Genomic DNA, 24026 nt, shown 5'->3' with positions numbered 1-24026 from the left:
CCCCCTCGAACGCCGAGGGGGTGACTTCGCATGCAATGCCGATCGGTCCGCCTGCTATTGCCGGGCGAAGGCGGCCCTCGCCTCGAGGGCGAGATCCGCGAACGAGGTGCCGCTGACATCGATGGCGACCCGCTTGACGGTGGCGCCGATCAAGGGCCAGGGTCGCTCACCGGGGAAGTCGCCGGTGACCGGTTCGGCTCCGGACCGGCCGACGACCAGCCCTCCGCCACCGAGGCCGAACTTGCCCGGTTGGGTCCGGATCCGTCCCTCGCCGACCTTGCGGTCCCGGATGTGGAGGCTGAGCACGCCCTCGGTCGGCATCGTGGTGCCTTCCTTCTCGAAGGAGGCAGAGACGACGACGTGACCGGCCGGGATCGGCTCGTCGGATTCGATGGTCTGTACCAGCTCGCCGACGAAGTTGTAGACGTAGCGGAGTTTTCCTTCCTCGAGGTAGAGGGTGTGACCCCCGAACCTCGAACCCTGCGAGAAGATCACGCCGCCGGCCTCCGGGGTCGTGACCTCGAGGTCCGCCGCGATCGTGTACGAACGGTTGCGGATGTTCGGGGCGACCGACTCAGGGATTTCCGCACCGCCCGGGTAATAGACGTAGCGCGTCCGGGGCTTCGACAACTGCGGGCGTTCGGTGGTGAGGATCGTCACGGCGTCGCGAGACTCGAGTGGGAGGGCCTGGAGACGTCCCGCCTCGGCCCACCACAACGAGATGAGCTCCTGCAACTTGTCCGGGTGCTTGTCGGCCAGGTCCTCGCATTCGCTCGGATCCGTCTCGGTGTCGAACAGCTCCCACCGTTGCTGATGGAAGTCGCCCCACGACTCGGGCGCGGCCGGCACCGCGGTGGCAGCCTTCCAGCCTTGGTGCCAGATCGCCCGCGTCCCGAGCATGGAGTAGAACTGCGTTTCCTTCCGGGTTGCCGCGGTCGCGTCGTCGAAGCTGTACCGGAAGCTGGTGCCCTCCAGCGGATTCTGCGTGTAGCCGTTGACGACATCGGGAAGGTCGACGCCCAGGCATTCGTACAGGGTCGGCACGATGTCGATGGCGTGGGTGTACTGACGGCGCATCTCGCCGGTCGCGGTGAAGCCACGCGGCCACGAGACGATCAGTGGGTCGGCCGTCCCACCCTCGTAGTTCGCGTAGCGCTTCCACATCTTGAACGGGGTGTTGAACGCCCAGGCCCAACCCGTCGGGTAGTGGTTGTACGTCTGCGGCCCGCCGAGCTTGTCCAGCGCCTTCAGGTTCTCTTCGATCGTGTCGGGGACACCGTTGAAGAACTTGTTCTCGTTGACCGAGCCGTTCGGGCCGCCCTCGCCCGAGGCGCCGTTGTCGGAGACGAGGACGACGATCGTGTTGTCGAGCTGCCCGGTGCCCTCCAGGTAGTCGAGCAGCCGGCCCAGTTCCTGGTCGGCGTGACTGAGGAAACCGGCGTACACCTCCGCCATCCGGGCGAACAGCCGCTTCTCGGAGTCGGACAGCGAGTCCCACGGCCGGACCCTGTCGACCTCGGACCAGGGCTTGCCGTCGTGGCTCGTCGTCTCGACGTACGGGTTGATCGGCGAGAGCTGAGCGCTCTCCGGTGCGATGCCCAGGGCCTTCTGCCGCTCGAGCACGCCTTCGCGGTACGCCTCGTATCCCATGTCGAAGCGGCCCTTGTACTTGTCGGCCCACTCCGTCGGCACATGATGCGGTGCATGGGCCGCGCCGGGACAGTAGTAGAGGAAGAACGGCTTGTCCGGCGCGATCGCCTTCGAGTCCTGGATGAACTCGATCGCCTTGTCGGTCAGGTCGACCGTCAAGTGGTAGCCGTCCTCCGGCAACGCCGGCTGCGGGACCGGGTGGTTGTCGTAGACCAGGTCGGGATACCACTGGTTCGTCTCGCCGCCGAGGAACCCGTAGTACCGCTCGAACCCCCGGCCGAGTGGCCATTGCCGCTTCGACGAGGCCAGGTTCATCTCGTCCTCGGCACACAGGTGCCATTTGCCGACCATGAACGTGTTCCAGCCGTGCTCGCCCAGGACCTCGGCGATGTTCGCGCACTCGAACGGGATGTGACCGTTCGCGTTCGGGAACCCGGACGTCGCCTCGGTGATGCAGCCCATGCCGTTGGTGGTGTGGTTGCGCCCCGTCACCAGGCAGGCGCGGGTCGGCGAGCAGAGCGCCGTGGTGTGGAAGTTCGTGTACGTCAGCCCCTGCTGGGCGATCCTCCCGACATTCGGCGTCTCGATCAGACCTCCGAACGGCTCCATCGCCGAGAAGCCCACATCGTCCAGCACGACGTACAACACATTCGGCGCATCAGCCGGGGCGATCGGCTGGGTGTACGGTTCCCAATCGGGCACCGAATCCTTGATGTCAATGTCGATCTTTCCCCGGAACGACTTGGTCACGCCGGCTCTCCCCTCCGGACAACGCCTGCTGACGACGGCGACAGCCGATACGGGCGGCCGCGCCCTGCCGACGCCAGTCTCGTCGCGGGGCCCGGTGCCTCTCCTCATCCTCCGGGGGTGAACACACCGACGAGGGTCCGACCGCTGGGTCCGACCGCTGGGTCCGACCGCTGGGTCCGACCGAACTCCAGATGAGTGCCCCCGGCAGGATTCGAACCTGCGACGCACGGTTTAGGAAACCGACGCTCTATCCCCTGAGCTACGGGGGCGCACGCGGGGACAGCTTAGCGGAGTTGGGGGACCGGTCAGCCGGTCAGGGCGGTGACGCCGAGGTGGCCGGTGATGGACTTGTAGCGTTCGGCGTAGAGGGTGGTGCAGCGGGACGCTGCGCAGCCGGCGCCGGCGAAGGTGATGCCGCGGACGGTGGCGGAGCTGGTGCCGCGGCGTGAGTAGACGGGGCCGCCGGAGTCGCCGCCGATGATCGCGACCAGGCCGCCGCGGGTGGCGCGGATGACGTACGTCGTACAGCCGTCGGCGTCGCAGTACTTCGCCGACGTCGAGCGGACCGTGAGGTTGCAGAGCGAGGTGCTGAAGCTGCCGGACTGGCAGATCACTGTGCCGACGCCTGGGTCGCCGCCGCCGGTGACAGTGCGCGTGTCGACGCTGTCGCCGGGACCGTCCGTCCAGATCTTCGCGCCGTACGCGCTGCCGGTGACGAGGGCCTGGTCGTAGTCCGGGTAGTTCGTGCGGACCGTGGTGGTGCCGTAGTAGTTGGGCCCCGACTTCCAGACTGTGCCGGGCGCGCCGCAGTGCCCTGCGGTGACCGACCCCCGTTGCCCGTTGGAGCGCCGTACGACGGAGAAGCCGGCGCTGCAGTTCTTCAGCGATGAGGTGATGCGGGCACCGCCCCAGTGGCCGCCCTTCGGGGTGTCGCTGAGCCGCGACGTCCGGGCGAGGGCCCCTGCGATCAGTTGTACGCCGGTCAGCTTGTGGAGCCCGGCCAGCGACGCGGGGGAGGTGGTCGCTTGGTCGTACTCGACGACGACGTTCTCGGTGGCCGGGTCGAGGTCCGCGGCGTACGTCGTCCGCGACGCGTCGGAGGACCACGCGCGATCGCCGACCGCGTTCCACGCGTCGGCGATCGACTGGGCCGAGCGGCAGCTGGCTTCGACCTTGACCAGCGGCTTGCCCGCGGCCGGCAGGTTGCGGGCCATCGCCGACTGGTACTTCTTCGCGTCGAGCTTCGCGGAGTCGACGACGACCTTGTAACCGGTCGTCGCCGAGCCGACCACACCGATGACGCCCTGACTCAGCCCGTACGGCAGGCCGGACGTCGGGCGGCCCGTCGCATCCAGCGGCTCGAGCGACTGGACCGCTGCGGAGATGCCGTCCCCGAGTGACTCGCCGAGCGGTCGCGCGTCGGACGCGGACGTCGGCTGCGCGAGCCGTTTCGCCTCGGTCGAGCTCGCGCCCGGCTGCGCGTGGGAGCACGCGGCGGCACCCGTCACCGCACCCGAGGAGGGCGCGGTGAGGGCGACTGCGAAGAGTGAGGCGGAGCCGAGTGTGACCAACGGGACGGTGACAGAGAGTCGCACGAAGCTCCCCAGATCGGTGGACCAAACCACTAGATGGTCCGGTCAGGGACTCCGTTCCGTCAAGCCCTGATCACCGTCCGCGAGCAGATTTGACTACCGTGCGCGAGCGTACGTCGCAAGTTGACGCCCGTCGGCGCCGAAGAACTGCAGCGTGTCGCTGGTGACCGCGATCCGCTTCGCGGCGTGCAATACGCCGGTGTGCGGCACGTTCTCGCAGCCGACCAGGTGCTGCGGGCCGACCGTCGCGGTGAACGCGCCCCGCTGACCGATGGTGTACGTCCCCTGGAGCCCGTTACAGCCGTCGGAGCCCGTCCAGGTCCCGTCCGGCTTGAACACCAGCACCGGGTCCTCGGGCCGCGAGTCCCTCAGCGACTGGGTGCCGAGCATCTGCACGGCCCGCCACTTGCCGGCCACGGCCTGGGCGGACAGCACCTGTGGCGTCGCTCCCACAACCGCGGTCTTCTCCTCGCCGGCGGCGACGGGCGGTTGCGTCGGCTTGTCCTGCGAACCGGCGAGCCCGAACCCGGCCACAGCGATCGCCGCCACCGCGGCCGCGGCGGCGCCGGAAGCGATCCACGTACGCCGCTGGGCGCGGCGGGCGCCGGTGGCGGCGCGCTCGCTCAGCCCGTCGGCCTCCGGCACCGAGGCCGCGGCACGTTCGAAGGTCCCTCGCAGGTCATCCTCGAGATCGGTGTTGCTCACGACAACCTCTCATCAACGCGGTTGGAGTCTCTGGCTTGGCGGAGCGAGGCGAGCGCTCTGCTGGCGGTCGCGCGCACCGAGGACGGCTTGATGCCCAGTACGTCGCCGATCGTCCGGTCGTCCAGGTCCTGGTAGTAGCGCAGGACGAGCACGACCCGTTCCCGGGCGGTCAAGGTCGCCAGCGCGCGCCACAGGTCGTCCGAGTTCACGACGTGCGTGGCGTGGTCCGGCACGGCGCGCTGTGGGTCGAGGTCGGCCGTCGGCGCCTCGCTGAACGAACGCCGGCGTGTCATCGAGAGGTACTCGTTCACGAGGATCCGCCGGACGTAGTGGTGCGGGTCGTCCGCGTTGCGCACCTTGCGCCAGGAACGGAACGCCTGCATCAGCGCGATCTGCGCCAGGTCCTCCGCACGCTGGTAGTCGCCGGAGACCGTGAACCCGAGCCGCACCAGTTCCTGTCCACGGGCGGACACGTACTCCTCGAACTCCACTCGCCACTCCCTGGCTGGGCGTACAACTCCTCACGTCTATTAGACGCATCGAGTCGCCGAGCTGATGCAACTGTTCGTACACAGTTCGATCTCTACTGCAGCAGGAACTCCCGGACCTCCTGCTGCCCGCGTAGATCACGCTGCACGCTGTGGCCGCTCCCCGGTACGACGACCAACTTCGCGTCCCGCGCGTGCTCCTGCTCCCATCTGGCCCAGTCCAGTGGGCAGAACAGGTCGTTGCTTCCATGCAGGATCAGCGTGCGCGGCAGGAGCTCCTGTCCGGGCGGATATGTCGACACGCGGGCGGCAGGCCAGCGTAGACAGCCCTGGATCATCAGTTGGTTCCGTGCGGTCGCCACGTCGTACGGGTACAGCTGGTCCGGCTTCAACCGGCGTACTGCGTCGTCGAGGGCAGCCTTGCGGTCCGGCTTGCCGGACCAGGGGTAGCGGAGGTCCGAGCAGAGGGTCGCCATGTGGAGGCCGGCGGACAGCGTGTCGTAGGTCAGGCCCTTGCTCGTGGTCCGTTGGAACAGCTGCTTCAGACGGGTGTCATCACCGTTGCGAGCGGCGTGCAGGATCGCTGGGATGCCTTTGAGGGACGGGTTGACCGAATTGAGGCTGGCGACCGACAGCATCTCCATCAGGTCGGTGCCGCTCACACCGTGCTGCACCAGCCAGGCCAGGTCCGCGACGGGATCAGTCGTGCAGGCGACGTCCTGGCGGCACGTTGCCTCGAGGACTTCACCGGACGCCGCCATCAGATCCACGCCCATCGGGTCGAAGCCCTTGTGCGGTACGACGGAGTCCAGCACGAGCGCCTGCACGTGGTCGGGGTACTTGAGCCCGTACTGCGCCGCGGTGAAGCTGCCGTACGACGTTCCGTCGAGCGTGAGCCGATCGACCTTCAGGGACTGACGCAGCTGCTCGATGTCGTCGACGGTGTCCGGCGTGCCGTAGTACCCGAGGCCGGGCCCGATGCGTTCGGCGCACTCGTCGACGGCCGTGGCCGGCGGGGTGAGGAAGTCCGAACCGCCCACGGTCTCTTGCAGTGCAGGGCAGTTGATGCCGGTGGACCCAGTGCCGCGTTGGTCGAACATGACGAGTCGGTACTCGCGCAGCACGTCAGGGTGCACGTTGCGCCGCAGGTTGCGCAGCAGCGGTACGCCGGGCTGGCCGGGACCACCCGTGAGGAGCAGGAGAACGCCGCGCGGCGCGTCGACGTTGTCGGCAGCGATGACGGACAGGTCGAGGGACGGCCCGTCAGGGCGTTGCCGGTCGAGCGGGACGTGCAGCGTTGTGCAGGTGAAGCCCTGCGTGCAGGGGCTGGTCTCGGCTTCCGGAGTCGAGCAGGCCGTGCAGGCGAGGACGAGTGCGCACAGCAGCCGGATCGTTCGCATGCGCTCCTCCCCTCAGGCCCGAGGGTGCGGCACAGCGGCGACCGCCGCAACCTGCCTCGCGGGTCGACCTCGAGAGGGACCCGCAAGGCAGGCGCGGATTGACCCCACATCGGACGGCTTCGGGGGGCGCGTCCGCGCAGGGTCAGCGGAGGCCGAGTGACTTGGTCAGCTCGGCGGTCACCTGGCGCGGCGCCGGCAGGGCGCCGGGCTTGCCCTGGCCTTCCAGGGAGGTCGCCACGAGGCGGCGGCAGCCGAAGGCTTCAGCGGTGAACGACAGGACGCCTCGGTCGTTGTCCGTGAACCGCAGGACGTAGGTGGGGCCGAGTTCCTTGGTGCAGACGGCCGGCTTCTTCGCGACGGGTTTCGCCGCGTCGATCAGGGCGAGCAGCTCAGTGGCCTGCTTGCCCATCCGCTTGGTGGTGACCGTCGCGTAGTTCTGCCCGGTCGCCTGCGGCTCGTACTGGCAGATGGCCACGCTGACGGGGTTGAACTTCGAGGCGGCCGCGCCCTGGCCCCAGACCGCTTTGTCGGTGGCGGCCCGGACGGCCGCGATGGTGTCCGGGCAGTCCATGCTCGGCGTACCGCTCGGGCTGGCTGACGGGCTCGTCGAAGGGGTGGGCGACGGGGTCGTCGATTGGGTGGGCTGGGCGGCGGGCGGGGACGAGGCGTCCTCGGTGCCGCAGGCGGCGGCAACTCCGAGCACAGCCACGACGAGCGTCGCACCGATCAGGCCCCGTGTCCGTTGTGCACTCACGACTCGGTCCTTCCGGGTTGGCAAGGTCCACCATGATGGTGGAACGGGGTCACGCCGCGCGTGCCGAAACATCACGGCGGCGCGTCTATCCGGTCACGCCGCCCGATCGAGCCCCAACCGAGCCGCACCTGTAACGTCCGCGCACTGGCCACGACCGCCGACCTAGGACGTCGTGTGTTCTGAGCTGGACTAGGCCGCCTTCCTCCGGATCACCGCGCAGGACTCCCACCGAACCCCGTGGCCGCGGCACTGGTCAGGGAGAAACTCGATCCCGGATCGTCGCGTCGACTCGGTAATCTGGAGGTATGACGAGCCCGTACGAAGACGACGAGCCGCTGTTGCCGGAGCAGACGCGCGACGACGACCCGCGGACCTGGGGTGACAACGACTTCGGCACCGACGACGACGATCGCATCCTGAACGAGGTCCCCCCGCACCACGGATGACCGCGTCGGTGGTTCTCGTCCACGGCGGCCTCTGGGAGCCCATGGACGCCGACGCGTTCTGGGGTGCGACCGGCATCACCGAACGCCTGCATGCCGCCCTGGACACGAAAGTACTTGCACCCGACCGACCGCGCTGTGCGAGCGGATGGGACGTCGAGGTCGCGGCCCTCGGTGAACACCTGGCGAAACGTTCCGGTCCGGTAAGAATCGTTGGAGCCTCCAATGGGTGTACCGTCGCGGTCCTGCTGGCGCTGAGCTTTCCCGAGCTGGTCGATCGCCTCCTTCTGGCGTGGCCCGCGACCGGCGACGACGCCGCCGCGAACGAGCGTGCGCGGGCCGGGATGGTGAGTCGTGGTTGCCCGCCGGCCGCCGCGGACGGTCTGCTCGCGGGCGGCATCCTGCGGGGTGTGGCGGACGTGGAACTGGCGTCGCTGGACCGAATTCGGGTGGCGGTCCTGCCGTCGGTGCCGGAGAATCCGTCGCATCAGCGGAAGACGGTCGACGCGCTGTTGGGGTCGATCCGGGGGAGTCGTGAGCTGGCCGGGTGTCCGGAACCGCCGACGCCCGCCTTCCGTGACCGGAGCGGCCCGCCTTACCAGGATCAGCTGGTGCGAACGATCGTGGAGTTCGTCAACTGAGGGGAAGAGCGTGGAGCTTCGGGGGTTCGACGACGGGTACGGCGTCCGGGTCGCGGGCTGGGCGATGGACGAGCGGGAAGTGGCGTTGCTGTCCGGGCGGGTGGTCTACCCGTTCCCGGAGGAACTGCTGGCGAGTTGGCGGACGGTCGACTCCGACATCCACTCCTATCTGCTGTTCGACGGCGAACGGCCGGTGGGGTACGGCGAGGTCTGGCTGGACGACGAGGAGGACGAGGTCGAACTCGCCCGGATCATCGTGGATCCGGAGCTCCGGGGTCGTGGGGTCGGCGGTGAACTCGTGCGGGCGCTGCTCGGCCCGGCGCTGGATGCCGGCTACTCGGAGGTGTTCCTGCGGGTCCGCCCGGAGAACGCCCCGGCGATCCGGGCCTACCACGGCAGCGGCTTCGTCGACGTCCCCGCCGCGTTGATGGAGGAGTGGAACGACGGTCAACCGGTCCCGTACCGCTGGATGCGTTATGCCGGTGAGCAGGTGGACGTCGGCGAGCTCAGGGGCTGAGGGTTTTGCGTCCACCTGCCGCGGCGGGAGTTACCGGCGGGCGCTCAGCAGGTCCCGGATCTCGGTGAGCAGTTCCTGGTCGGTGGTCAGCGGCGCGGGCTCGGGCTCCTGGCCGCGCTTGCGACGCTCGGCCAGCTTGTTCAGCGGCATCACGATGAAGAAGTAGACGGCCGCCGCGACGAACAGGAAGTTCAGCGTCGCGTCCAGGATCAGGCCGATCGAGAACTGCGCACCGTTGATCTTGAAGTTCCAGACACCGGTGAGGTCCGTCTTGCCGAAGATCGCCGCGATCAGCGGGTTGATGAAACCGTCCACGACCGCGCCGATGATCTTGGTGAACGCCGCGCCGATGACGACGGCGACCGCGAGGTCGACGACGTTGCCGCGCATGATGAATTCTTTGAAGCCCTTGAGCATGTGGGTGCCTCCACGAAGCGGGTGGGTTGTACCCGGACAAGTTAGGGCTGCGGGTTCGTCAGAGCGAGCGACCGCGCCGCGTGGTGACACATCGTGCCGTGACAAATCCGACGAGTGATCAGCTCGTGTCCGGTGTCAGCGCGACAGTGATTCGGGCGTTCGCCCCGGCCTGCGCCAGACGGGCGGCTGCCTCCGGCGCGGCGGCGACCACGATCAGCGCTCCCGAGGTGGTCGATCGGGGTGCAGGCAGAGCGACCACGGGAACGGCGCGGGCCAGCACGGTCGCGGCGTCCGCGGTGGTGCTCGCCGCGGCGTACAGCGTGATGCGGTCGCCGACGCGGAGGAGGGCGGTGACGTCGGCGTCGTCGACGCGGAACGGATACGCGACCGAGCCGGACGGCACGGCGGGCGGCGCCAGGAATCTGGCGTCGGTGAGTGGCTCGCCGGCCCGGACGGGTCCGCTGAGCACGCGACTCGTCAGCTCGCTGCCGGGTCTGAGCGCACCGGCCGGCACCGCGGCAGGTGGGAGGTCAACGGTCCGCAGATCGTCGCGGGCCGGCGTGACGCCGCCTGTCAGGTCGTGCGCGGCGGCCAGCACCGCGACGGTCGGTGGCGGCGCGGGGGAGAGGGCGAGCAGTCCGAAGTACACAGCGGCCGCGGCGGCGATGCCGGCGAGGAGCCGACGGTGCCACCGGGCCGCCCGGAGCAGGTCACGAAGCGATGGGATTTTCATGCCGGAGAAAGTACGAGTTTCTCCGGCGGTCGCCCTTCAGTTATCCACAGGCGGCCGTCAGGCCGCGCTGGAGCCCGAGGACGACGAGGAGCTGCTCGAGGACGTCGTCGTTCCCGAGGACCCGGAGGAACCGCTGGACGACGACCCGGAAGAGGTGGAGGACGAGGATGACGAGCCGGACGACGAGGAGGACGCCTCGGACTTCGCCGGTGACGAGCTCTTGCCGGACGACCGGCTGTCGGTCCGGTAGAAACCGGACCCCTTGAACACGACGCCCACGGCGTTGAAGACCTTGCGCAGGTTCCCCTGGCAGTTCGGGCACACGGTCAGAGCATCGTCCGTGAAGCTCTGGCGCACCTCGAGCGCTTCGCCACAGTCGGTGCACTGGTACTGGTACGTCGGCACGGTCGGTTCCCTTCAGGCCGCTGGCACTCCTACTACCCGACTGCTAATAATGCGCCAGCGGGCCGAAGTATTCCAAACCCGTGTCCATCTACCTCAACTCTGCGTCCATGTCCAGCGGACGCAGAGCAACGCAAAGTTGTGAGGGACCCCATTTGGGGAGGGCGGGCGGATTCTCTACGGTTGGTCCGTGCGTCGCCTGCTTCGAGTCGTCATCATCAGCGGAATCGCCCTCGCCACGGTCCTCCTGGTGATCGCGGGAACCGTCGTCTTCGTCGTCCGCCACTCGTTCCCGACGTACGACGGAACGATCGAGCTGGACGGCCTGGACGCCGATGTCAGCGTGGTCCGGGACGCCAACGGCATCCCGCAGATCTACGCGGACACCCCGGCCGACCTGTTCGCCGCGCAGGGCTACGTGCACGCGCAGGACCGGTTCTTCGAGATGGACTTCCGCCGGCACGTCACGTCCGGCCGGCTCAGCGAGCTGTTCGGCAAGACCGCGCTCGAGACGGACAAGTTCACCCGGACCCTCGGCTGGCGGCGGGTCGCGGAGAAGGAACTGCCGCTGCTCAGCCCGACCACCCGGCAGTACCTCGACGACTACGCGCGCGGCGTCAACGCCTACCTCGCCACGCACAGCGGCTCCGGCCTGAGCCTGGAGTACGGCGTCCTGTCCCTCCAGCCCGGCGGGCCCAAGAACTACCGCCCGGAGCCGTGGACCGCCGCGGACTCGCTGGCGTGGCTGAAGGCGATGGCGTGGGACCTCGGCGGCAACCTGGACGAGGAGGTCACCCGGACGAAGCTGCTGGCGGCGTTCCCGGCGCGCAACGTCGAGAGCCTCTACCCGCAGTACCCGTACGACCGGAACCAGCCGATCCTGTCGGGCGGCTCGATCGGGAAGGACGGCAAGTTCACCACCGCGCCGGTCAGCCCGGAGCTCCGCCGGGGGATGCTGACCCAGGACCTGCTGAAGTCACTGGACTCGGTGCAGAAGGTCGCCAAGGGCCTGCCCCAGCTGCTCGGCCAGGGTGACGGCGTCGGCTCGAACTCCTGGGTGGTCTCCGGTGACCACACGACGACCGGCAAGCCGCTGCTGGCCAACGACCCGCACCTGGGCGCGACCATGCCGGGCATCTGGACGCAGGTCGGCCTGCACTGCAACAACGTCGGCAAGACCTGTCCGTTCGACGTCTCCGGCTTCAGCTTCTCCGGTCTGCCCGGCGTGGTGATCGGCCACAACAACGCGATCTCCTGGGGCTTCACCAACCTCGACCCTGACGTCCAGGACCTCTACCTGGAGCGGATCGAGGGCAACAACGTCCTCTACAACAACAAGTGGCGCGCCATGGCCACCCGTGAGGAGACGTTCAAGGTCGCCGGCGAGGACGAGCCGGTGAAGATCACCGTCCGCGAGACCCGGCACGGTCCGCTCATCTCGGACGTCGGCGAGGACGAGCGCAAGGTGGGTGAGGCGGCCGCCGCCCAGGCGAAGTACCCGACCGCGTACGGCGTCGCGCTGCAGTGGACCGCGCTGAACCCCGGCCGGACCGCCGACGCCCTGTTCGCCATCAACACCGCGCAGAACTGGACCCAGTTCCGGGCCGCCGCGCAGCAGTTCGAGGTGCCCTCGCAGAACCTCGTGTACGCCGACACCGACGGCCACATCGGCTACCAGGCGCCCGGGCTGGTCCCGATCCGCACCACCGGCCGGGGCGACTGGCCGGTCCCGGGCTGGGACCCGAAGTACGCCTGGAAGGGGTACGTCCCGTTCGACGCGTTGCCGACCGAGTTCGACCCGCCGGACGGCATCATCGTCACCGCCAACCAGGCCGTGGTGCCGAACACGTACAGCTACTACCTGACGAACTCCTGGGACTACGGCTACCGGTCGCAGCAGATCCTCGACCGGATCAAGGCCGCCGGGAAGCTGGACGCGAACGCGATGGCGTCGATCCAGTTGGACACCAAGAACAAGATCGCCGAGATGCTGGTCCCGTACCTGCTCCGGATCAGCATCGACGACGCGTTCGACAAGCAGGGCCAGGACACCCTGCGGAACTGGGACTTCACCCAGCCGCCGGACTCGGCGGCCGCGGCGTACTTCAACGTGGTCTGGCGCAACCTGCTCGCGCTGACGTTCCACGACCAGATGCCCGAGGGCACCTGGCCGGACGGCGGCTCCCGGTGGTTCGAGGTGGTCCACACGTTGATCGCCCAGCAGAACAGCGGCTGGTGGGACAACATCGGGACGCCGCAGCGGGAGAGCCGCGACGACATCCTCCGCGAGGCCCTGATCAACGCGCGGACCGAGATCACCCAGAAGATGGCGCGGGAGCCCGCCAACTGGCAGTGGGGCCGGCTGCACAGGCTCACGCTGACCAACCAGACGCTGGGGACGTCGGACATCAGCCTGGTCCGCAAGATCTTCAACCGCGGCCCGTACGAGCTGGGCGGCGGGGCGTCGATCGTCGACGCCACCGGCTGGGACGCCTCCGAGGGGTACGCCGTGACGGCGACCCCGTCGATGCGGATGGTCGTCGACCTGTCGGACTTCGACAAGTCCCGCTGGGTGAACCTGACCGGTGTCTCGGGCCACGCGTTCTCGTCGAACTACACCGACCAGACCGACCTGTGGGTCAAGGGCGAGACCCTGCAGTGGGCCTACACCAAGGGTGCGGTGGAGGCGACCCGCAAGCACTCCCTGACCTTCACGAAGCCGGACCGGTAGTCACCAGGCGGGCGCGACGGCCTCGGCGAACAGCTCCTCCGGCCAGGTCCAGAGCGCCCGCTGGGTCAGCAGGATCGAGATGGTCCCGTCGACCGGACTGGTCGACCACAGCGTGCCCAGACCGCCCGCCCAGCCGTACCGGTCGGCGCTGACGGACACCCCGTAGCCCCAGCCGGTCTCCGGCCCGAGGAAGTCGGCGGCCGCGGCACGCTGCTTCGGTGTGAGCTGATCGCTCGTCATCTCGGCGGCCGCTGCGGGCGACAGCACACCGGCACCGCCGGAGAGAAGCATCCGGGCGAAGGCGTGGAAGTCGTCGACCGTCGAAACGAGTCCACCGCTCGCATCAGGGAACGACGGCGGCGTCAGCCATTGGCTCTCCGCAGCTGGGTCCAGCAGGTCGTCACCGACGTACGCCGTGGTCAGCCGTGCCGGATCCACCGCCGTGAACCCGGTGTCGCTCATCCCCAGCGGCTCGAAGATCCGCTCGCGCAGGAAGTCCTCCAACGGCTGGCCAGTGACCCGGGCGATGAGTACTCCGAGCACATGCGAGCCCGTCGAGTACAACCAGCGCTCGCCCGGTTGGTACTGCAACGGCAGCGTTCCGAGGCGCCGCATCCACTCGTCCGGCTCGAGTGGAGTCCGCGGCACAGGCGGCCCGAAGGTATGAAGCTCCAGTTCCTCCTCGCGCTGCCGTAGCGAAGCGTTGTCCGATTCGCCCAGCCCGAGCCGGAAGGTGAGCAGGTCCCTGGCCGTGATCGGCCGCTCCGCCGGCACCGTGTCGTCGACTGGACCGTCCGGCTCCCGCAGTACGACGGGCTGTGCCAGCTCCGGCAGTACGTCGGCAACCGGTGCGTCCAGTGACAGCCGGAGCTCGTCGACCAGCACCATGGCCGCGGCCGCGACGATCGGCTTCGTGAACGACGCGATGCGGAACAGGCTGTCCCGCTGCAGCTCCGGGCCGTCGTACGCCGTTCGTCCGAGCACCTCGACCCGTGTCTCGTCGCCTCGGCTCAGCAGACTGATGAGGCCGGGCACCACGCCGCTGTCGACGTATCTCTGCAGCATCAGCTCAGTCCAGCAGCGAACGGCATCTCCCGCCACTGCGCGGCGAACATGCGGATGCCGTCGGCCAGACCGGGGAACTGCGGGACGAGTGGGGTGCACACCAGGACCTGGAGTACGCGGGCCAGGTCCATCACCTGCTGGATGCGTGGGTCCAGCGTCGGGAGACCGCGGGAGCGCGCGCCCTCGTCGTACGCGCGGCACAGGTCCGGGCCGAAGCCGGCGAGGTCCCATTCGATCGGACCGACGGATACGTCCTCGAAGTCGGCCCACAGCGGCCCGTCGACGGTCGTGATGAGATTCCACGACGGTGCGTCGCCGTGCAGCGGCTGCACGGTCGCGGACGGGAAGACCGCCTCGAAACCGGACCTGCTGGTCAGGACCGGCTCCAGCACCTTCCACTCGGCTCTCGCCCGGCCCAGATCCTCCTGCTCGAGCAGACCCGGCACCGCCTCGGTTGCGGCCAGACCGGATCCGATCAGCCGCAGCGGAGTCATCCAGGGCAGCTCTCCCGGGTAGGCCGCGAGCTGAGCGTGCAGCTCCGGTACGCGCGCCGTTGCCGCGAGATAGTCCGGTTCAGCAGCCTTGTCCACCTCGACGTACGTCCAGAAGGTCATGGTCAGCCCGTCCTGCTCCGCGGGCTTGAGCGGTACGAGAGGGCTCGGCGGCACTACGGGCAGGCCCTGGCCCACCAGCCAGGTCACCACGTCAAGTTCGCGCTGCTGGCGCCCGGGCTCGTGCTGAAGGTCGCCTGGCAGGTTCATGGGCACTCGTGCGACGACTGGTGACGGCTGCAGGCGCACGACCGTCGAGAACGCCTCGTAGAGGACAGTCGGGTCGGTGACCGTGAGGCCGAGGGAACGTGCGGCTGTGGCTGCGGCTTGGACCGCGGTCTCAGTCATCTCCCGATCTTCGCAGCGGGATCAACCGATTTGGTGTCAGCGCGGCGTCGACCGGCCGGTCGTGCGCGTCACAGGGGAGGGCATCGACGATCTCCGTGTCGTAGACGGCGGCCCAGACCGGCGTGCCGGGGCTGACGCGGGCGAGTGCCCGGTCGTACGAGCCGCCGCCGCGGCCGAGACGTACGCCGTCACGGGCGACCGCTACGGCCGGGCAGATGACCAGGTCAGCGGTGGCGATCGCGTCGGAGCCCAGGTCGATCGGCGGCTCGGACAGACCGAGCCGACCGGGCACCAGGTCCGCCGCGCCGGGGGCGACACCCCAGCCCAGGTCGTTGTCGGCGTACAGGATCGGCAGCAGCACCTCGCGGTGTGTCGCGAGCAGCCAGTCGATCAGCGCCCCGGTCTGCGGCTCCGGCCCCATGGACACGTAGAGCGCGACTCGGTACACCTCGGGCAGCACCTGTTGGGCGCTCGCCAGCAGTCCCTCCGCGCGGGGCCGCAGCCCTCGCGCCGCCAGGAAGTGCTGCCGCGCCACGGCCTTCGTCTGGAACACGTTCTGATCGTATGAGCGTGACGCGCGCAACACTGGGATTACCGTGCGTCCCCTAGGGTTGGTGCATGGGTGAGGTGGGTCTCAGACAAGCGCAGGAGAAGATGCGCGCGGCCGGCGCTGCCGATGTCGCGATCCGCGTCTTCACGCACTACTACCAGTTGCTCGAGTCCGGCCAGCAGGGAAAGATCCGCGAGGCCGACATCGAGCCGGTGGGTGAGCTGCCACACCTGGACCACCTGGACACCGATCCGGACGCGCTCCGCGCCGCGCTGGCCGAGACCGTGGTCATCAAGCTCAACGGCGGCCTCGGAACGTCGATGGGCGTCACCGGGCCGAAGTCCGCGCTGCCGGTCAAGGACGGGCTGAGCTTCCTCGACATCATCGCCCGCCAGATCCTGAGCACCCGGCGGACGTACGACGTACCGCTGCCGCTCGTGCTGATGAACTCGTTCCGCACCAAGACCGAGTCCCTGCAGATCCTCGGCGAGTACGACGGGCTCGCGGTCGACGGCCTGCCGCTGGACTTCCTGCAGAACATGGAGCCGAAGCTGCTCGCCGACGATCTGACGCCGGCCGAGTGGGAGGCGGACCCTGAGCTCGCCTGGTGCCCGCCCGGGCACGGTGACCTGTTCACCGCCCTGGTCGCCTCGGGCACGCTCGACGCGCTCCGGGAACGCGGTTTCCGGCACGCGTTCATCTCGAACGCCGACAACCTCGGCGCCACCCCGGACCCGCGGATCGCGGCCTGGATGGCCGAGCACGACGTGCCGTTCGGGATGGAGGTGTGCCGGCGCACGCGGTCCGACCGCAAGGGCGGTCACGTCGCGGTCCGGAAGTCCGACGGCCGGCTGATCCTGCGGGACAGCGCGCAGGTCGCCGACGAGGACACGCAGTACTTCCAGGACATCACCCGGCACAAGATGTTCAACACCAACAACCTGTGGATCGACCTGGACCGGTTCGCCGAGCTGATGGCGGGGCACGACGGGATCCTGGGGCTGCCGATCATCGTGAACCGCAAGACCGTCGACCCGGCCGACCCGTCCTCGCCGAAGGTGATCCAGCTGGAGACCGGGATGGGGACCGCGATCGAGACCTTCGAGGGCTCGCAGGCGGTGGTCGTCGACCGCAGCCGGTTCAAGCCGGTCAAGACCACCAACGACCTGCTGGTGCTGCGCTCGGACGTGTACGAGCTGGACGAGGCCGGCGACCTGACCACGACGCACGAGGGCGACGAGCCGTACGTCGACCTGGACCCGGAGTACTACAAGATCCTCGCCGACTTCGACGCCCGGTTCGCGGCCGGGGCCCCGTCGCTGGTCCGGGCCGAGCGGCTGGAGGTCCGCGGCGACGTTGCCTTCGGCAAGGACGTGGTGGTGGTCGGGGACGTCGAGGTGACCGCGCCGGAGGGCGAGCGCCTGGTCATCCCGGACGGAACCGAGCTGCGTTGATCGACGACCTCCTGGTGCGGCCGCTGGAGCCGTCCGACACCGGCGAGGCGGCCGCGCTCTGGTGGCGGTCACGGCACGCCGACGGGGCTCAGCTGCCGGCGGCGATCCATACCGCCGAGCAGGTCGCCACCTGGTTCGCCGACGTGCTGCTGCCGGACGGGCAGACGTGGGTCGCGCTCGACGACGGCCGGATCGTCGCGGTGCTTACGCTCGACGGTGACGACCTCGACCAGCTGTACGTCGCCCCGGAGGCGGCCGGCCAGGGCATCGGCTCCGCCCTCGTCGATCTCGCCAAGGACCTCCGGCCGGGCGGTCTGGCGTTGTGGACGTTCCAGAGCAACACGCGCGCGCAGTCCTTCTATTCACAGCACGGCTTCCGGGAGGTCCGCCGTACCGACGGCGCGGCCAACGAGGAACGGGCGCCGGACGTCCGTATGGTGTGGGGCCGCCACCCGGAAGCGGACCTCACCTAGAACCCGGCCGGACTTCTTGGCGCACCCTCCCGGAACTATCGCCGGGAACGGCGGATCCGTGGATTAGGGTCGAGCTCGTGAGACGAAGTGTGGATGAGCATCTAGAGGTCGTTCTCGGTCGGGTCGCGGCCCTGCCGGCGTTCGACCAGCCGTTGATGGACGCGGTCGGGCTGGTGCTCTGCGAGGACATCGTTTCGGGGGTCAGCCTGCCGGGGTTCGACAACTCCGCCATGGACGGGTATGCCGTGCAGGCGTCCGACCTGGCCGGCGCCTCCGACGAGAACCCGATCGGCCTGCCGGTGGTCGGGGAGTTCCGGGCCGGGCACAGCGAGCCGATCGTGGTCACCCCCGGGACCTGCGTGCGGATCATGACCGGTGCGCCGATGCCGCGCGGGGCGGACAGTGTCGTGCCGGTCGAGTGGACCGACGGCGGGACGGTCACGGTGCGAATCAAGCAACAGCCACCGCTCGGCGGGTCGGTGCGGCGCGCGGGTGAGGACGTGACGGCCGGGGCGCAGGTGCTCGACCGCGACACGATCCTCGGGCCGCGGCAGATCGCCGTGCTCGCCGCGGTCGGACGGGCGCGCGTGAAGGCCAGGCCGCGGCCGCGGGTTGTGGTGATCTCGACCGGGGCCGAGCTGCGCGAGCCAGGCAGCCGGCTGGGCGACGGGCAGATCTACGACTCGAACAGCTACACCCTGGCGGCGTGCGCGCGCGACGCCGGAGCGGTGGTCTATCGCGTCGGCATCGTCGACGACGACCCCAAACGGATCATGGACACCCTGTCCGACCAGCTGGTCCGTGCCGACCTGGTCATCACCACCGGAGGCGTCAGCATGGGTGCGTACGACATCGTCAAGGAGGAGCTCTCCAAACTCGGCACGGTCGATTTCCCGCAGGTCGCGATGCAGCCGGGGAAGCCGCAGGGGTTCGGGGTGATCGGTGAGGACGAGGTGCCGATCTTCACGCTGCCCGGCAACCCGGTCTCGGCGTACATCTCGTTCGAGGTGTTCGTGCGGCCGGCGCTGCGCAAGATGATGGGCCAGATGCCGTACCGGCGGAGGCTGGTCCCGGGCGTGACGCTGGACGGGTTCGGTTCGCCCGCGGGGCGGCGGCAGTTCGTCCGCGCTGCGGCCACGTCCGGCGACGAGGGCTGGATGGCCAGTACAGTCGGCGGGCACGGCTCCCACCTGCTGGGCGGCTTGAGCCGGGCGAACGCACTGATCGTCGTGCCCGAGGACGTCACCTCGGTCCGCGCCGGCGACCAGATCGAACTGATGTTGCTGGACGAGGAGACCGGATGACGCAAGACCCGGGTGCGGCGAGCGCCGGCTCCGGTACGCCGGGAGCCGGCGGGCTGACGCACGTCGACGAGACCGGGGCCGCGCGGATGGTCGACGTCTCGGCGAAGGAGACCGGCGCCCGCCGAGCTGTTGCCAGCGGCAAGGTTCTGGTGTCCGCCGAGGTGGTCGCGGCGCTGCGCGGCGACGGCGTGCCGAAGGGCGACGCGCTGGGGGTCGCGCGGATCGCCGGGATCATGGGCGCGAAGCGGACGCCCGACCTGGTCCCGCTGTGCCATCCGATCGCGATCACCGGCGCGAAGGTCGACCTGGAGGTCGCCGACGACGCCGTGCTGATCCAGGCCCAGGTGAAGACCACCGACCGGACCGGCGTCGAGATGGAGGCGTTGACCGCGGTCGCCGTCGCAGGGCTGGCCGTCATCGACATGGTGAAGGCGCTGGACCCGGCCGCGGTGCTGACCGACGTGCGGGTCGAGCTGAAAGAGGGCGGCAAGACCGGGCACTGGGAGCGGCCGTGAGGGCTCTCGTCGTCAGCGTCTCCAACCGAGCAGCCGCTGGGATCTACACCGACACCACGGGCCCCTTGATCGCGTCGCGCTTGGCCGAGTGGGGCTTCGACGTGGCAGGACCGGAGGTCGTGCCTGACGGTGCACCCGTCGGCGATGCGCTCCGTGCCGCGGTCGAGGCGTCGTACGACGTCGTGCTCACAACTGGCGGCACCGGCATCTCCCCGACCGACGAGACACCCGAGCAGACAGCGGCCGTGCTGACGAAGGTCGTGCCCGGGATCGCTGAAGCCATCCGCGCGTATGGCGTCGCCAACGGCATACCCACGGCTGTACTGTCCCGCGGGCTCGCCGGTATCGCCGGGCATACGGTCATCGTCAACCTGCCTGGTTCGCGGGGCGGAGTGAAGGACGGTCTTGCCGTGCTCGAGCCCCTGCTGCGCCATGCGGTCGAGCAGGTGCACGGCGGCGACCACGTGCGGACGGACCTCGACTGATGGCAGTCGTCCAATGGCCGGTCGAGCTGAAGCACGGCCAGGTCGGGTTGCGACCGCTGCGAGCCGGCGACGGCGCCGAGTGGGCCGCGGCACGCCAGCGGAACGTCAGCTGGCTGCGGCCGTGGGACGCGACCCAGCCGCCCGGTGCGGACGACGGCGCGCGCACGTTCCGCGCAATGGCACGCGACTGGAACCGGCAGGCGCGATACGGGCGGATGCTGCCGTTCGTCATCACGTACGGCGGTGCGGCCGGCGCCGGCGCGCGGGCGAAGTGGCCGCTGGTCGGACAGCTCACAGTGTCCGGGATCACCTACGGCTCGGCCCGCTGGGCGAACCTCGGCTACTGGGTCGACGAGCAGTACGCCGGTCGCGGCATCGTGCCGACCGCGGTCGCGATGGCCGCGGACCACTGCTGGTTCACCCTCGGCCTGCACAGGATCGAAGTCGCCATCCGCCCGGAGAACAAGGCAAGTCTGCGCGTCGTCGAGAAGCTCGGCTTCCGGTTCGAAGGCGAGCGACCGAGGTTCCTGCACATCGACGGCGACTGGCGCGACCACCGCATCTTCGCGCTCAACGTCGAAGAGGTCGGACCCGGTCTCGTAGCGCGACTGACCTGACTACCCTGCGTGCTATTCACATCAGTCACACGAGTCTTCTTGCGACACACCGTCTCACGTACCTCATCTGGCCCCCGCCGCGCCTTAGCGTCGTCGCATGGGGACGACAGGGCTGATCTATGTGGCGATCGTCGCCGCGTGGGCCGCCTACCTCGTCCCGATGTGGCTGAAGCGGGGCGACGAAGCGCGGCGCCGCCCGGTGGTGCCGTCGTCCGCCGAAGCGCGCGTCCTGTCGCGTGACCCGTCGCGGCTGCGGTACGTCGTACGCCCGGCCGGTCCGGCCGCCACCGACGACCCGTCGCCACCCAAGCGGTACGTTCCCAACCGAGCCCGCCGGGTGGCCGCCATGCGCCGCCGGCGGGTGCTGTCGATCCTGACCCTTTCACTGCTGTCCGTCGTGGCGCTCGCCGGTCTCGCGATGCTGCCGTGGTGGTCGGTGGCGATCCCCGGCGCGCTGATCGCCGGTTTCGTCGTCCTCACCCGCGTGCAGCTGCGGCGACAGGCCCGCGCCCGCGCGGAGGTCGCCGCGGAACGGCGCGCCCGCGCCCAGGCACGCCACGACCGCGGCCCCGCCGGCAAGCCCGCGCCGACACCCGACGAGGAGATGACCATCGAGGTCAAGCTCCCCGCCGAGCCCGCTCCGGAGCCCGAGGTGAAGCAGCCGTCGGAGGGCCTCTGGGACCCGGTGCCGGTCACGCTGCCGACGTACGTGCTGAAGGAGAAGGCCCCCGACCGCACCGTCCGGACGATCTCGCTGACCGACGACGAGGTGTTCTCCAGCGCCCGTACGACGGACCCCGCCGAGAAGGCCGCGATCGCCGAAACCGTCGCCCCCAAGCCCGACGAACTGCCCGAGGTGAAGCGCGCGGTCGGCGACTGATATCCGGTTTTAGTCTGCGGGCCTCTACGTGTTAGAGTTTCGCGGTCGCCAGGGAAACCCGGTGACCAGCTCGGGGCTGTGGCGCAGTTGGTAGCGCGCTTCGTTCGCAACGAAGAGGCCAGGGGTTCGAATCCCCTCAGCTCCACGAAGACGATAGGCGAGGTGTGTCGCGCAATTCTTGCGCTGACCGCCTCGCCTTCGCCGTTTTGTGCGGCTGCGCTGCGCTTGCCGCCGGCGGGGGCTCCGCCACCCGCACCCCCTGCGCCTTCGCTTCGCTCGGCTCCCGGGCCGGGTTGGGCGGGTCGGCGCGGGTCCTGGGTTGGGTCGGGCGGTTGGCGCGGGTGCTGGGTTGGGTTGGGCGGTCGGCTCTGAGCCTGGGGCGGGGTTGGGCAGTCGCCTTGCGCCCTGAAGGTTGGGCAGTGAGCTCGCCCCCGAGTTGGGTTGGGTTGGGTTGGGCGGTCGGCCCTGAGCCTGGGCCGGGATTGGGCAGTCGCCTTGCGCCCTGAACGGTGGGCGTCAGCTCGCTCCGGGGTGGGTTGGGCGGCTCGCCCGTGGGGTGGTTGGGTGGTCGGTTCCGGTCTTCGGGTGGGTTGGGCGTTTGCCTTGCGCCCAGAAGGTTGGGGCGGTCAACTCGCCCGTGGCGGTTGGGCGGCTCGCCCTGGCGGGTTGGGTGGTCGGCTCCGGTCTTGGGTGGGGTGCGCGGTTGGCTTGGGTCTGGGTGGGGGCGGAGGGGTGGGGCGTGTGTGGTTGACAGCGGGTGGTGTTCGGGTGCTTGCTGGTGGAGGGGGCGGGGATGACGGAGATCAGGTCGCTGGTGCGTGCCGACGCCGATGAGGTGGATGCGGTGCGCCGGATCTACCTGGACAGCTTCCCGGAGCGGCAGCGGGAGCGGTTCGACGACCTGATCGGGGCGATCCGGGCCGGCGATGTCGACGGGTGGGTGCAGGTCGACGGTGAGACGCCGGTCGGCATGGCGATCGCGCTGCGGTTCGCGTCGGTGGACTGGTACTTCCTGGAGTACTTCGCCGTCGACGGCTCCGTCCGCGGGAAGGGCTACGGCACCGCACTCCTGGCGAGTCTGGTCGAGCAGGCCGGAGTCCGGCGGATGATCTTCGAGGTCGAGGATCCCAACGACACAACCGATCCCGACGAGATGGCGATCCGCCGGCGCCGGATCGTGTTCTACCAACGGCTCGGCGCCCGGCTGATCGACGGCGTGGACTACGTCGTACCGGACGTCACCGGGACAGGGACCGAGCCACTGCGGCTGATGTGGTTCGACGCCGACGGGCAGAACCTCGACCGGGCAACGCTCGAGACGCTCGTCCGCGCGCTGTACGTCGAGGGCTACGGCCTGCCTCCCAGCCACACGCTCCTCGCCGCTGCTGTGAAGAGTCTTGAGTGAGGGGGATCGGTCATGCATCTGCCGGAGATCCTGTCGTTGATCGCCGTGCTGGTAGCCGTCGGCTCCGCGGCGATCGCCTACCAGATCGGACGCCGCAGCCTGCGCATCACGACGTACCGCAGTGCCACCGACCTGGTGCTCGAGGTCGACCGGGTGTTCATCGAACATCCGGAGCTGCGGCCGTACTTCTACGACAGCGAGGTCTGCGCGCCCGGTCATCAGCACTACAACCAGGTCATGGCCGTGGCGGAGCTCGAGCTCGACGTTCTCGAATGCATCTGGGACGCCCGCGACTCCTACAGCGACGACGATTACAAGTCGTGGGCGGAGTACATCAAGGGAGTCTTCGAGACCAGCCCGGCCGTCTCACGTCTGTACGCGGACAACGAGGACTGGTATCCCACGTTGGACAAGCTGTTCACGGGCGAACCGGCGTCAACACCCTGGTACCGGCACTGGACTACCCGCGTCCGTCAAACCACCAGCCCCGGATGACCTGCTCAGCTGAGGGATGCCGTGGCGGTGCGGAGGTCTTCCAGGGCGGTCAGGACGTGGGGGGCCAGGTCGGTGTTGGCGTTGGATGGGGCGGTCCAGGTGGTGTAGCCGCGTTTGAAGGCCAGGACGCCTAGCTCGGCGGCCAGGTGGGCTAGGGGGTCCGGTACGCCGCGGGCGAGGAGGGCCTCGGTCATTGCGTTGGCCAGGCCGACGCTCTTCAGGGTGTCGCGTTCCTGGAGTTCGGTGCTGGCGGCGATGGCGGCTTTCAGGCGGGGGGCTAGTTCGCGGTTCATCGGGCCCATGGCGTTCGACGCGCGTTCCAGGCCGGCGGCTACTGCCTCGAGTGGCGTGGCGGTCTCCGGGGCTTCGGTGATGCCCTCGACGAGGAGGCGGCACAAGGTCTCCTGGCCTGCGACCAGGAGCTCTCGCTTGTCGGGGAAGTGGCGGAAGAAGGTGCTCTTGGTGACGCCGGCACGTTCGGCGATCTGGGCGACCGTCGTCGCGTCGTAGCCCTGGTCGGCGAACAGGTCCACCGCGGCCAGGACCAGTCGGTCGCGCGCGCCGGGTTCCCATCGAGCCATGCGGCCATTCTAGGTGATGGGACCTTTGTCCCATCGAGTGCTACGGTGATGAGACAAAGGTCCCATCACTTTCGAGGAGT

At 69.3% G+C, this 24026-nt stretch carries 26 protein-coding genes and 2 tRNA genes; 14 read left to right on the top strand and 14 right to left on the bottom strand.

Features of this window, described 5'->3' with window-relative positions:
• Positions 1 to 54 precede the first annotated feature (54 nt).
• The 7 genes from ABZW60_RS16030 to ABZW60_RS16000 form a co-directional block, all read right to left on the bottom strand.
• Positions 55 to 2352 (bottom strand): arylsulfatase, encoded by a 2298-nt coding sequence (locus ABZW60_RS16030; protein WP_355477367.1) that lies wholly within the window; start codon positions 2350 to 2352, stop codon positions 55 to 57.
• Between the two features lie 244 nt (positions 2353 to 2596).
• Positions 2597 to 2669, bottom strand: a tRNA-Arg gene (locus ABZW60_RS16025).
• 36 nt (positions 2670 to 2705) lie between these two features.
• The gene (locus tag ABZW60_RS16020; protein WP_355477365.1) at positions 2706 to 3995 is read right to left on the bottom strand and encodes a hypothetical protein; all 1290 of its coding nucleotides are present in this window, start codon (positions 3993 to 3995) and stop codon (positions 2706 to 2708) included.
• A 93-nt stretch (positions 3996 to 4088) separates the two neighbouring features.
• Positions 4089 to 4697 carry an META domain-containing protein gene (locus ABZW60_RS16015; protein WP_355477364.1) on the bottom strand — a complete coding sequence of 203 codons (609 nt, stop codon included), beginning with the start codon at positions 4695 to 4697 and terminating at the stop codon, positions 4089 to 4091.
• On the bottom strand, positions 4694 to 5188 hold the full coding sequence (locus tag ABZW60_RS16010) for a SigE family RNA polymerase sigma factor (protein ID WP_355477362.1): 495 nt from the start codon (positions 5186 to 5188) through the stop codon (positions 4694 to 4696). Before ABZW60_RS16010 ends, ABZW60_RS16015 begins: the two co-directional genes overlap by 4 nt.
• 92 nt (positions 5189 to 5280) lie before the next feature.
• A complete protein-coding gene (locus tag ABZW60_RS16005) occupies positions 5281 to 6585 on the bottom strand; it encodes an alpha/beta hydrolase (protein WP_355477361.1) in 1305 nt (434 codons plus the stop codon).
• 142 nt (positions 6586 to 6727) lie between these two features.
• A complete protein-coding gene (locus ABZW60_RS16000) occupies positions 6728 to 7339 on the bottom strand; it encodes a hypothetical protein (RefSeq protein WP_355477359.1) in 612 nt (203 codons plus the stop codon).
• 305 nt (positions 7340 to 7644) lie between these two features.
• On the opposite strand from ABZW60_RS16000, the gene ABZW60_RS15995 reads away from it, so the two are divergent.
• The 3 genes from ABZW60_RS15995 to ABZW60_RS15985 are packed head-to-tail and all read left to right on the top strand — an operon-like array spanning position 7645 to position 8940.
• The gene (locus ABZW60_RS15995; protein WP_355477357.1) at positions 7645 to 7785 is read left to right on the top strand and encodes a hypothetical protein; all 141 of its coding nucleotides are present in this window, start codon (positions 7645 to 7647) and stop codon (positions 7783 to 7785) included.
• A 41-nt stretch (positions 7786 to 7826) separates the two neighbouring features.
• Positions 7827 to 8423 carry a hypothetical protein gene (locus ABZW60_RS15990; protein WP_355477356.1) on the top strand — a complete coding sequence of 199 codons (597 nt, stop codon included), beginning with the start codon at positions 7827 to 7829 and terminating at the stop codon, positions 8421 to 8423.
• A 10-nt stretch (positions 8424 to 8433) separates the two neighbouring features.
• Positions 8434 to 8940, top strand: a complete 507-nt coding sequence (locus ABZW60_RS15985; RefSeq protein ID WP_355477355.1) for a GNAT family N-acetyltransferase — start codon at positions 8434 to 8436, stop codon at positions 8938 to 8940.
• Positions 8941 to 8970: 30 nt separating this feature from the next.
• Here the strand turns inward: ABZW60_RS15985 and mscL are convergent, their stop codons facing one another.
• The 3 genes from mscL to ABZW60_RS15970 form a co-directional block, all read right to left on the bottom strand.
• Positions 8971 to 9357 (bottom strand): large conductance mechanosensitive channel protein MscL, encoded by a 387-nt coding sequence (mscL, locus tag ABZW60_RS15980; protein ID WP_355477354.1) that lies wholly within the window; start codon positions 9355 to 9357, stop codon positions 8971 to 8973.
• 118 nt (positions 9358 to 9475) lie between these two features.
• Complete coding sequence (locus tag ABZW60_RS15975; protein WP_355477352.1) at positions 9476 to 10090, bottom strand: hypothetical protein; 615 nt, start codon at positions 10088 to 10090, stop codon at positions 9476 to 9478.
• Positions 10091 to 10147: 57 nt separating this feature from the next.
• A complete protein-coding gene (locus ABZW60_RS15970; RefSeq protein ID WP_355477350.1) occupies positions 10148 to 10495 on the bottom strand; it encodes an FmdB family zinc ribbon protein in 348 nt (115 codons plus the stop codon).
• 187 nt (positions 10496 to 10682) lie between these two features.
• Here ABZW60_RS15970 and ABZW60_RS15965 point away from each other — a divergent pair, with 187 nt between their 5' ends.
• On the top strand, positions 10683 to 13223 hold the full coding sequence (locus tag ABZW60_RS15965; protein ID WP_355477348.1) for a penicillin acylase family protein: 2541 nt from the start codon (positions 10683 to 10685) through the stop codon (positions 13221 to 13223).
• On the opposite strand, the gene ABZW60_RS15960 is transcribed toward ABZW60_RS15965, so the two are convergent.
• From ABZW60_RS15960 to ABZW60_RS15950, 3 genes are read right to left on the bottom strand one after another with little or no spacing between them, the layout of a single operon-like run.
• Entirely contained in the window at positions 13224 to 14288 is a 1065-nt protein-coding gene (locus tag ABZW60_RS15960) for a serine hydrolase domain-containing protein (RefSeq protein WP_355477347.1), read from the bottom strand.
• Positions 14288 to 15187 carry a phosphotransferase gene (locus ABZW60_RS15955; RefSeq protein WP_355477345.1) on the bottom strand — a complete coding sequence of 300 codons (900 nt, stop codon included), beginning with the start codon at positions 15185 to 15187 and terminating at the stop codon, positions 14288 to 14290. Before ABZW60_RS15955 ends, ABZW60_RS15960 begins: the two co-directional genes overlap by 1 nt.
• Positions 15180 to 15740, bottom strand: a complete 561-nt coding sequence (locus ABZW60_RS15950; RefSeq protein ID WP_355477344.1) for a 5-formyltetrahydrofolate cyclo-ligase — start codon at positions 15738 to 15740, stop codon at positions 15180 to 15182. The genes ABZW60_RS15955 and ABZW60_RS15950 overlap by 8 nt, the downstream gene beginning before the upstream one ends.
• 65 nt (positions 15741 to 15805) lie before the next feature.
• Between ABZW60_RS15950 and ABZW60_RS15945 the strand changes: the two genes are divergently transcribed.
• The 10 genes from ABZW60_RS15945 (at position 15806) to ABZW60_RS15900 (ending at position 23365) form a co-directional block, all read left to right on the top strand.
• A complete protein-coding gene (locus ABZW60_RS15945) occupies positions 15806 to 17191 on the top strand; it encodes a UTP--glucose-1-phosphate uridylyltransferase (RefSeq protein ID WP_355477342.1) in 1386 nt (461 codons plus the stop codon).
• Positions 17188 to 17664, top strand: a complete 477-nt coding sequence (locus ABZW60_RS15940) for a GNAT family N-acetyltransferase (RefSeq protein WP_355477340.1) — start codon at positions 17188 to 17190, stop codon at positions 17662 to 17664. The genes ABZW60_RS15945 and ABZW60_RS15940 overlap by 4 nt, the downstream gene beginning before the upstream one ends.
• Positions 17665 to 17741: 77 nt before the next feature.
• On the top strand, positions 17742 to 18968 hold the full coding sequence (glp, locus tag ABZW60_RS15935; RefSeq protein ID WP_355477338.1) for a gephyrin-like molybdotransferase Glp: 1227 nt from the start codon (positions 17742 to 17744) through the stop codon (positions 18966 to 18968).
• Positions 18965 to 19483: a cyclic pyranopterin monophosphate synthase MoaC gene (gene moaC, locus ABZW60_RS15930; protein ID WP_355477336.1), complete on the top strand. Its 519-nt coding sequence runs from the start codon at positions 18965 to 18967 to the stop codon at positions 19481 to 19483. The genes glp and moaC overlap by 4 nt, the downstream gene beginning before the upstream one ends.
• A complete protein-coding gene (locus ABZW60_RS15925; protein ID WP_355477334.1) occupies positions 19480 to 19968 on the top strand; it encodes a MogA/MoaB family molybdenum cofactor biosynthesis protein in 489 nt (162 codons plus the stop codon). The genes moaC and ABZW60_RS15925 overlap by 4 nt, the downstream gene beginning before the upstream one ends.
• Positions 19968 to 20585, top strand: a complete 618-nt coding sequence (locus ABZW60_RS15920; protein ID WP_355477332.1) for a GNAT family protein — start codon at positions 19968 to 19970, stop codon at positions 20583 to 20585. Before ABZW60_RS15925 ends, ABZW60_RS15920 begins: the two co-directional genes overlap by 1 nt.
• 97 nt (positions 20586 to 20682) lie before the next feature.
• On the top strand, positions 20683 to 21465 hold the full coding sequence (locus tag ABZW60_RS15915) for a hypothetical protein (RefSeq protein WP_355477331.1): 783 nt from the start codon (positions 20683 to 20685) through the stop codon (positions 21463 to 21465).
• A gap of 72 nt (positions 21466 to 21537) precedes the next feature.
• Positions 21538 to 21610: transfer RNA gene (locus ABZW60_RS15910), tRNA-Ala, on the top strand.
• Positions 21611 to 22258: 648 nt separating this feature from the next.
• Positions 22259 to 22870, top strand: coding sequence for a GNAT family N-acetyltransferase (locus ABZW60_RS15905; protein WP_355477329.1), 612 nt, complete (start codon positions 22259 to 22261; stop codon positions 22868 to 22870).
• A 12-nt stretch (positions 22871 to 22882) separates the two neighbouring features.
• Positions 22883 to 23365, top strand: a complete 483-nt coding sequence (locus ABZW60_RS15900; RefSeq protein WP_355477327.1) for a hypothetical protein — start codon at positions 22883 to 22885, stop codon at positions 23363 to 23365.
• A 5-nt stretch (positions 23366 to 23370) separates the two neighbouring features.
• Here ABZW60_RS15900 and ABZW60_RS15895 read toward each other — a convergent pair whose 3' ends face one another.
• Complete coding sequence (locus ABZW60_RS15895) at positions 23371 to 23946, bottom strand: helix-turn-helix domain-containing protein (RefSeq protein WP_355477325.1); 576 nt, start codon at positions 23944 to 23946, stop codon at positions 23371 to 23373.
• Between the last annotated feature and the right edge of the window lie 80 nt (positions 23947 to 24026).

The sequence above is a fragment of the Kribbella sp. NPDC003557 genome, from assembly GCF_040610805.1.
Lineage (GTDB): Bacteria > Actinomycetota > Actinomycetes > Propionibacteriales > Kribbellaceae > Kribbella.
The sequence above is the reverse complement of the archived record's forward strand: the minus strand, read 5'-3'. Positions and strand labels throughout refer to the sequence as shown.

Excerpts from the sequence above, each read along its gene's own strand:
- ABZW60_RS16005 (WP_355477361.1), bottom strand. The coding sequence starts at position 6,585 with ATGCGAACGATCCGGCTGCTGTGCGCACTCGTCCTCGCCTGCACGGCC.
- ABZW60_RS15995 (WP_355477357.1), top strand. The coding sequence starts at position 7,645 with ATGACGAGCCCGTACGAAGACGACGAGCCGCTGTTGCCGGAGCAGACG.
- ABZW60_RS15990 (WP_355477356.1), top strand. The coding sequence starts at position 7,827 with ATGGACGCCGACGCGTTCTGGGGTGCGACCGGCATCACCGAACGCCTG.
- mscL (WP_355477354.1), bottom strand. The coding sequence starts at position 9,357 with ATGCTCAAGGGCTTCAAAGAATTCATCATGCGCGGCAACGTCGTCGAC.
- ABZW60_RS15975 (WP_355477352.1), bottom strand. The coding sequence starts at position 10,090 with ATGAAAATCCCATCGCTTCGTGACCTGCTCCGGGCGGCCCGGTGGCAC.
- ABZW60_RS15960 (WP_355477347.1), bottom strand. The coding sequence starts at position 14,288 with ATGCTGCAGAGATACGTCGACAGCGGCGTGGTGCCCGGCCTCATCAGT.
- ABZW60_RS15955 (WP_355477345.1), bottom strand. The coding sequence starts at position 15,187 with ATGACTGAGACCGCGGTCCAAGCCGCAGCCACAGCCGCACGTTCCCTC.
- ABZW60_RS15945 (WP_355477342.1), top strand. The coding sequence starts at position 15,806 with ATGGGTGAGGTGGGTCTCAGACAAGCGCAGGAGAAGATGCGCGCGGCC.
- moaC (WP_355477336.1), top strand. The coding sequence starts at position 18,965 with ATGACGCAAGACCCGGGTGCGGCGAGCGCCGGCTCCGGTACGCCGGGA.
- ABZW60_RS15920 (WP_355477332.1), top strand. The coding sequence starts at position 19,968 with ATGGCAGTCGTCCAATGGCCGGTCGAGCTGAAGCACGGCCAGGTCGGG.
- ABZW60_RS15915 (WP_355477331.1), top strand. The coding sequence starts at position 20,683 with ATGGGGACGACAGGGCTGATCTATGTGGCGATCGTCGCCGCGTGGGCC.
- ABZW60_RS15905 (WP_355477329.1), top strand. The coding sequence starts at position 22,259 with ATGACGGAGATCAGGTCGCTGGTGCGTGCCGACGCCGATGAGGTGGAT.
- ABZW60_RS15900 (WP_355477327.1), top strand. The coding sequence starts at position 22,883 with ATGCATCTGCCGGAGATCCTGTCGTTGATCGCCGTGCTGGTAGCCGTC.
- ABZW60_RS15895 (WP_355477325.1), bottom strand. The coding sequence starts at position 23,946 with ATGGCTCGATGGGAACCCGGCGCGCGCGACCGACTGGTCCTGGCCGCG.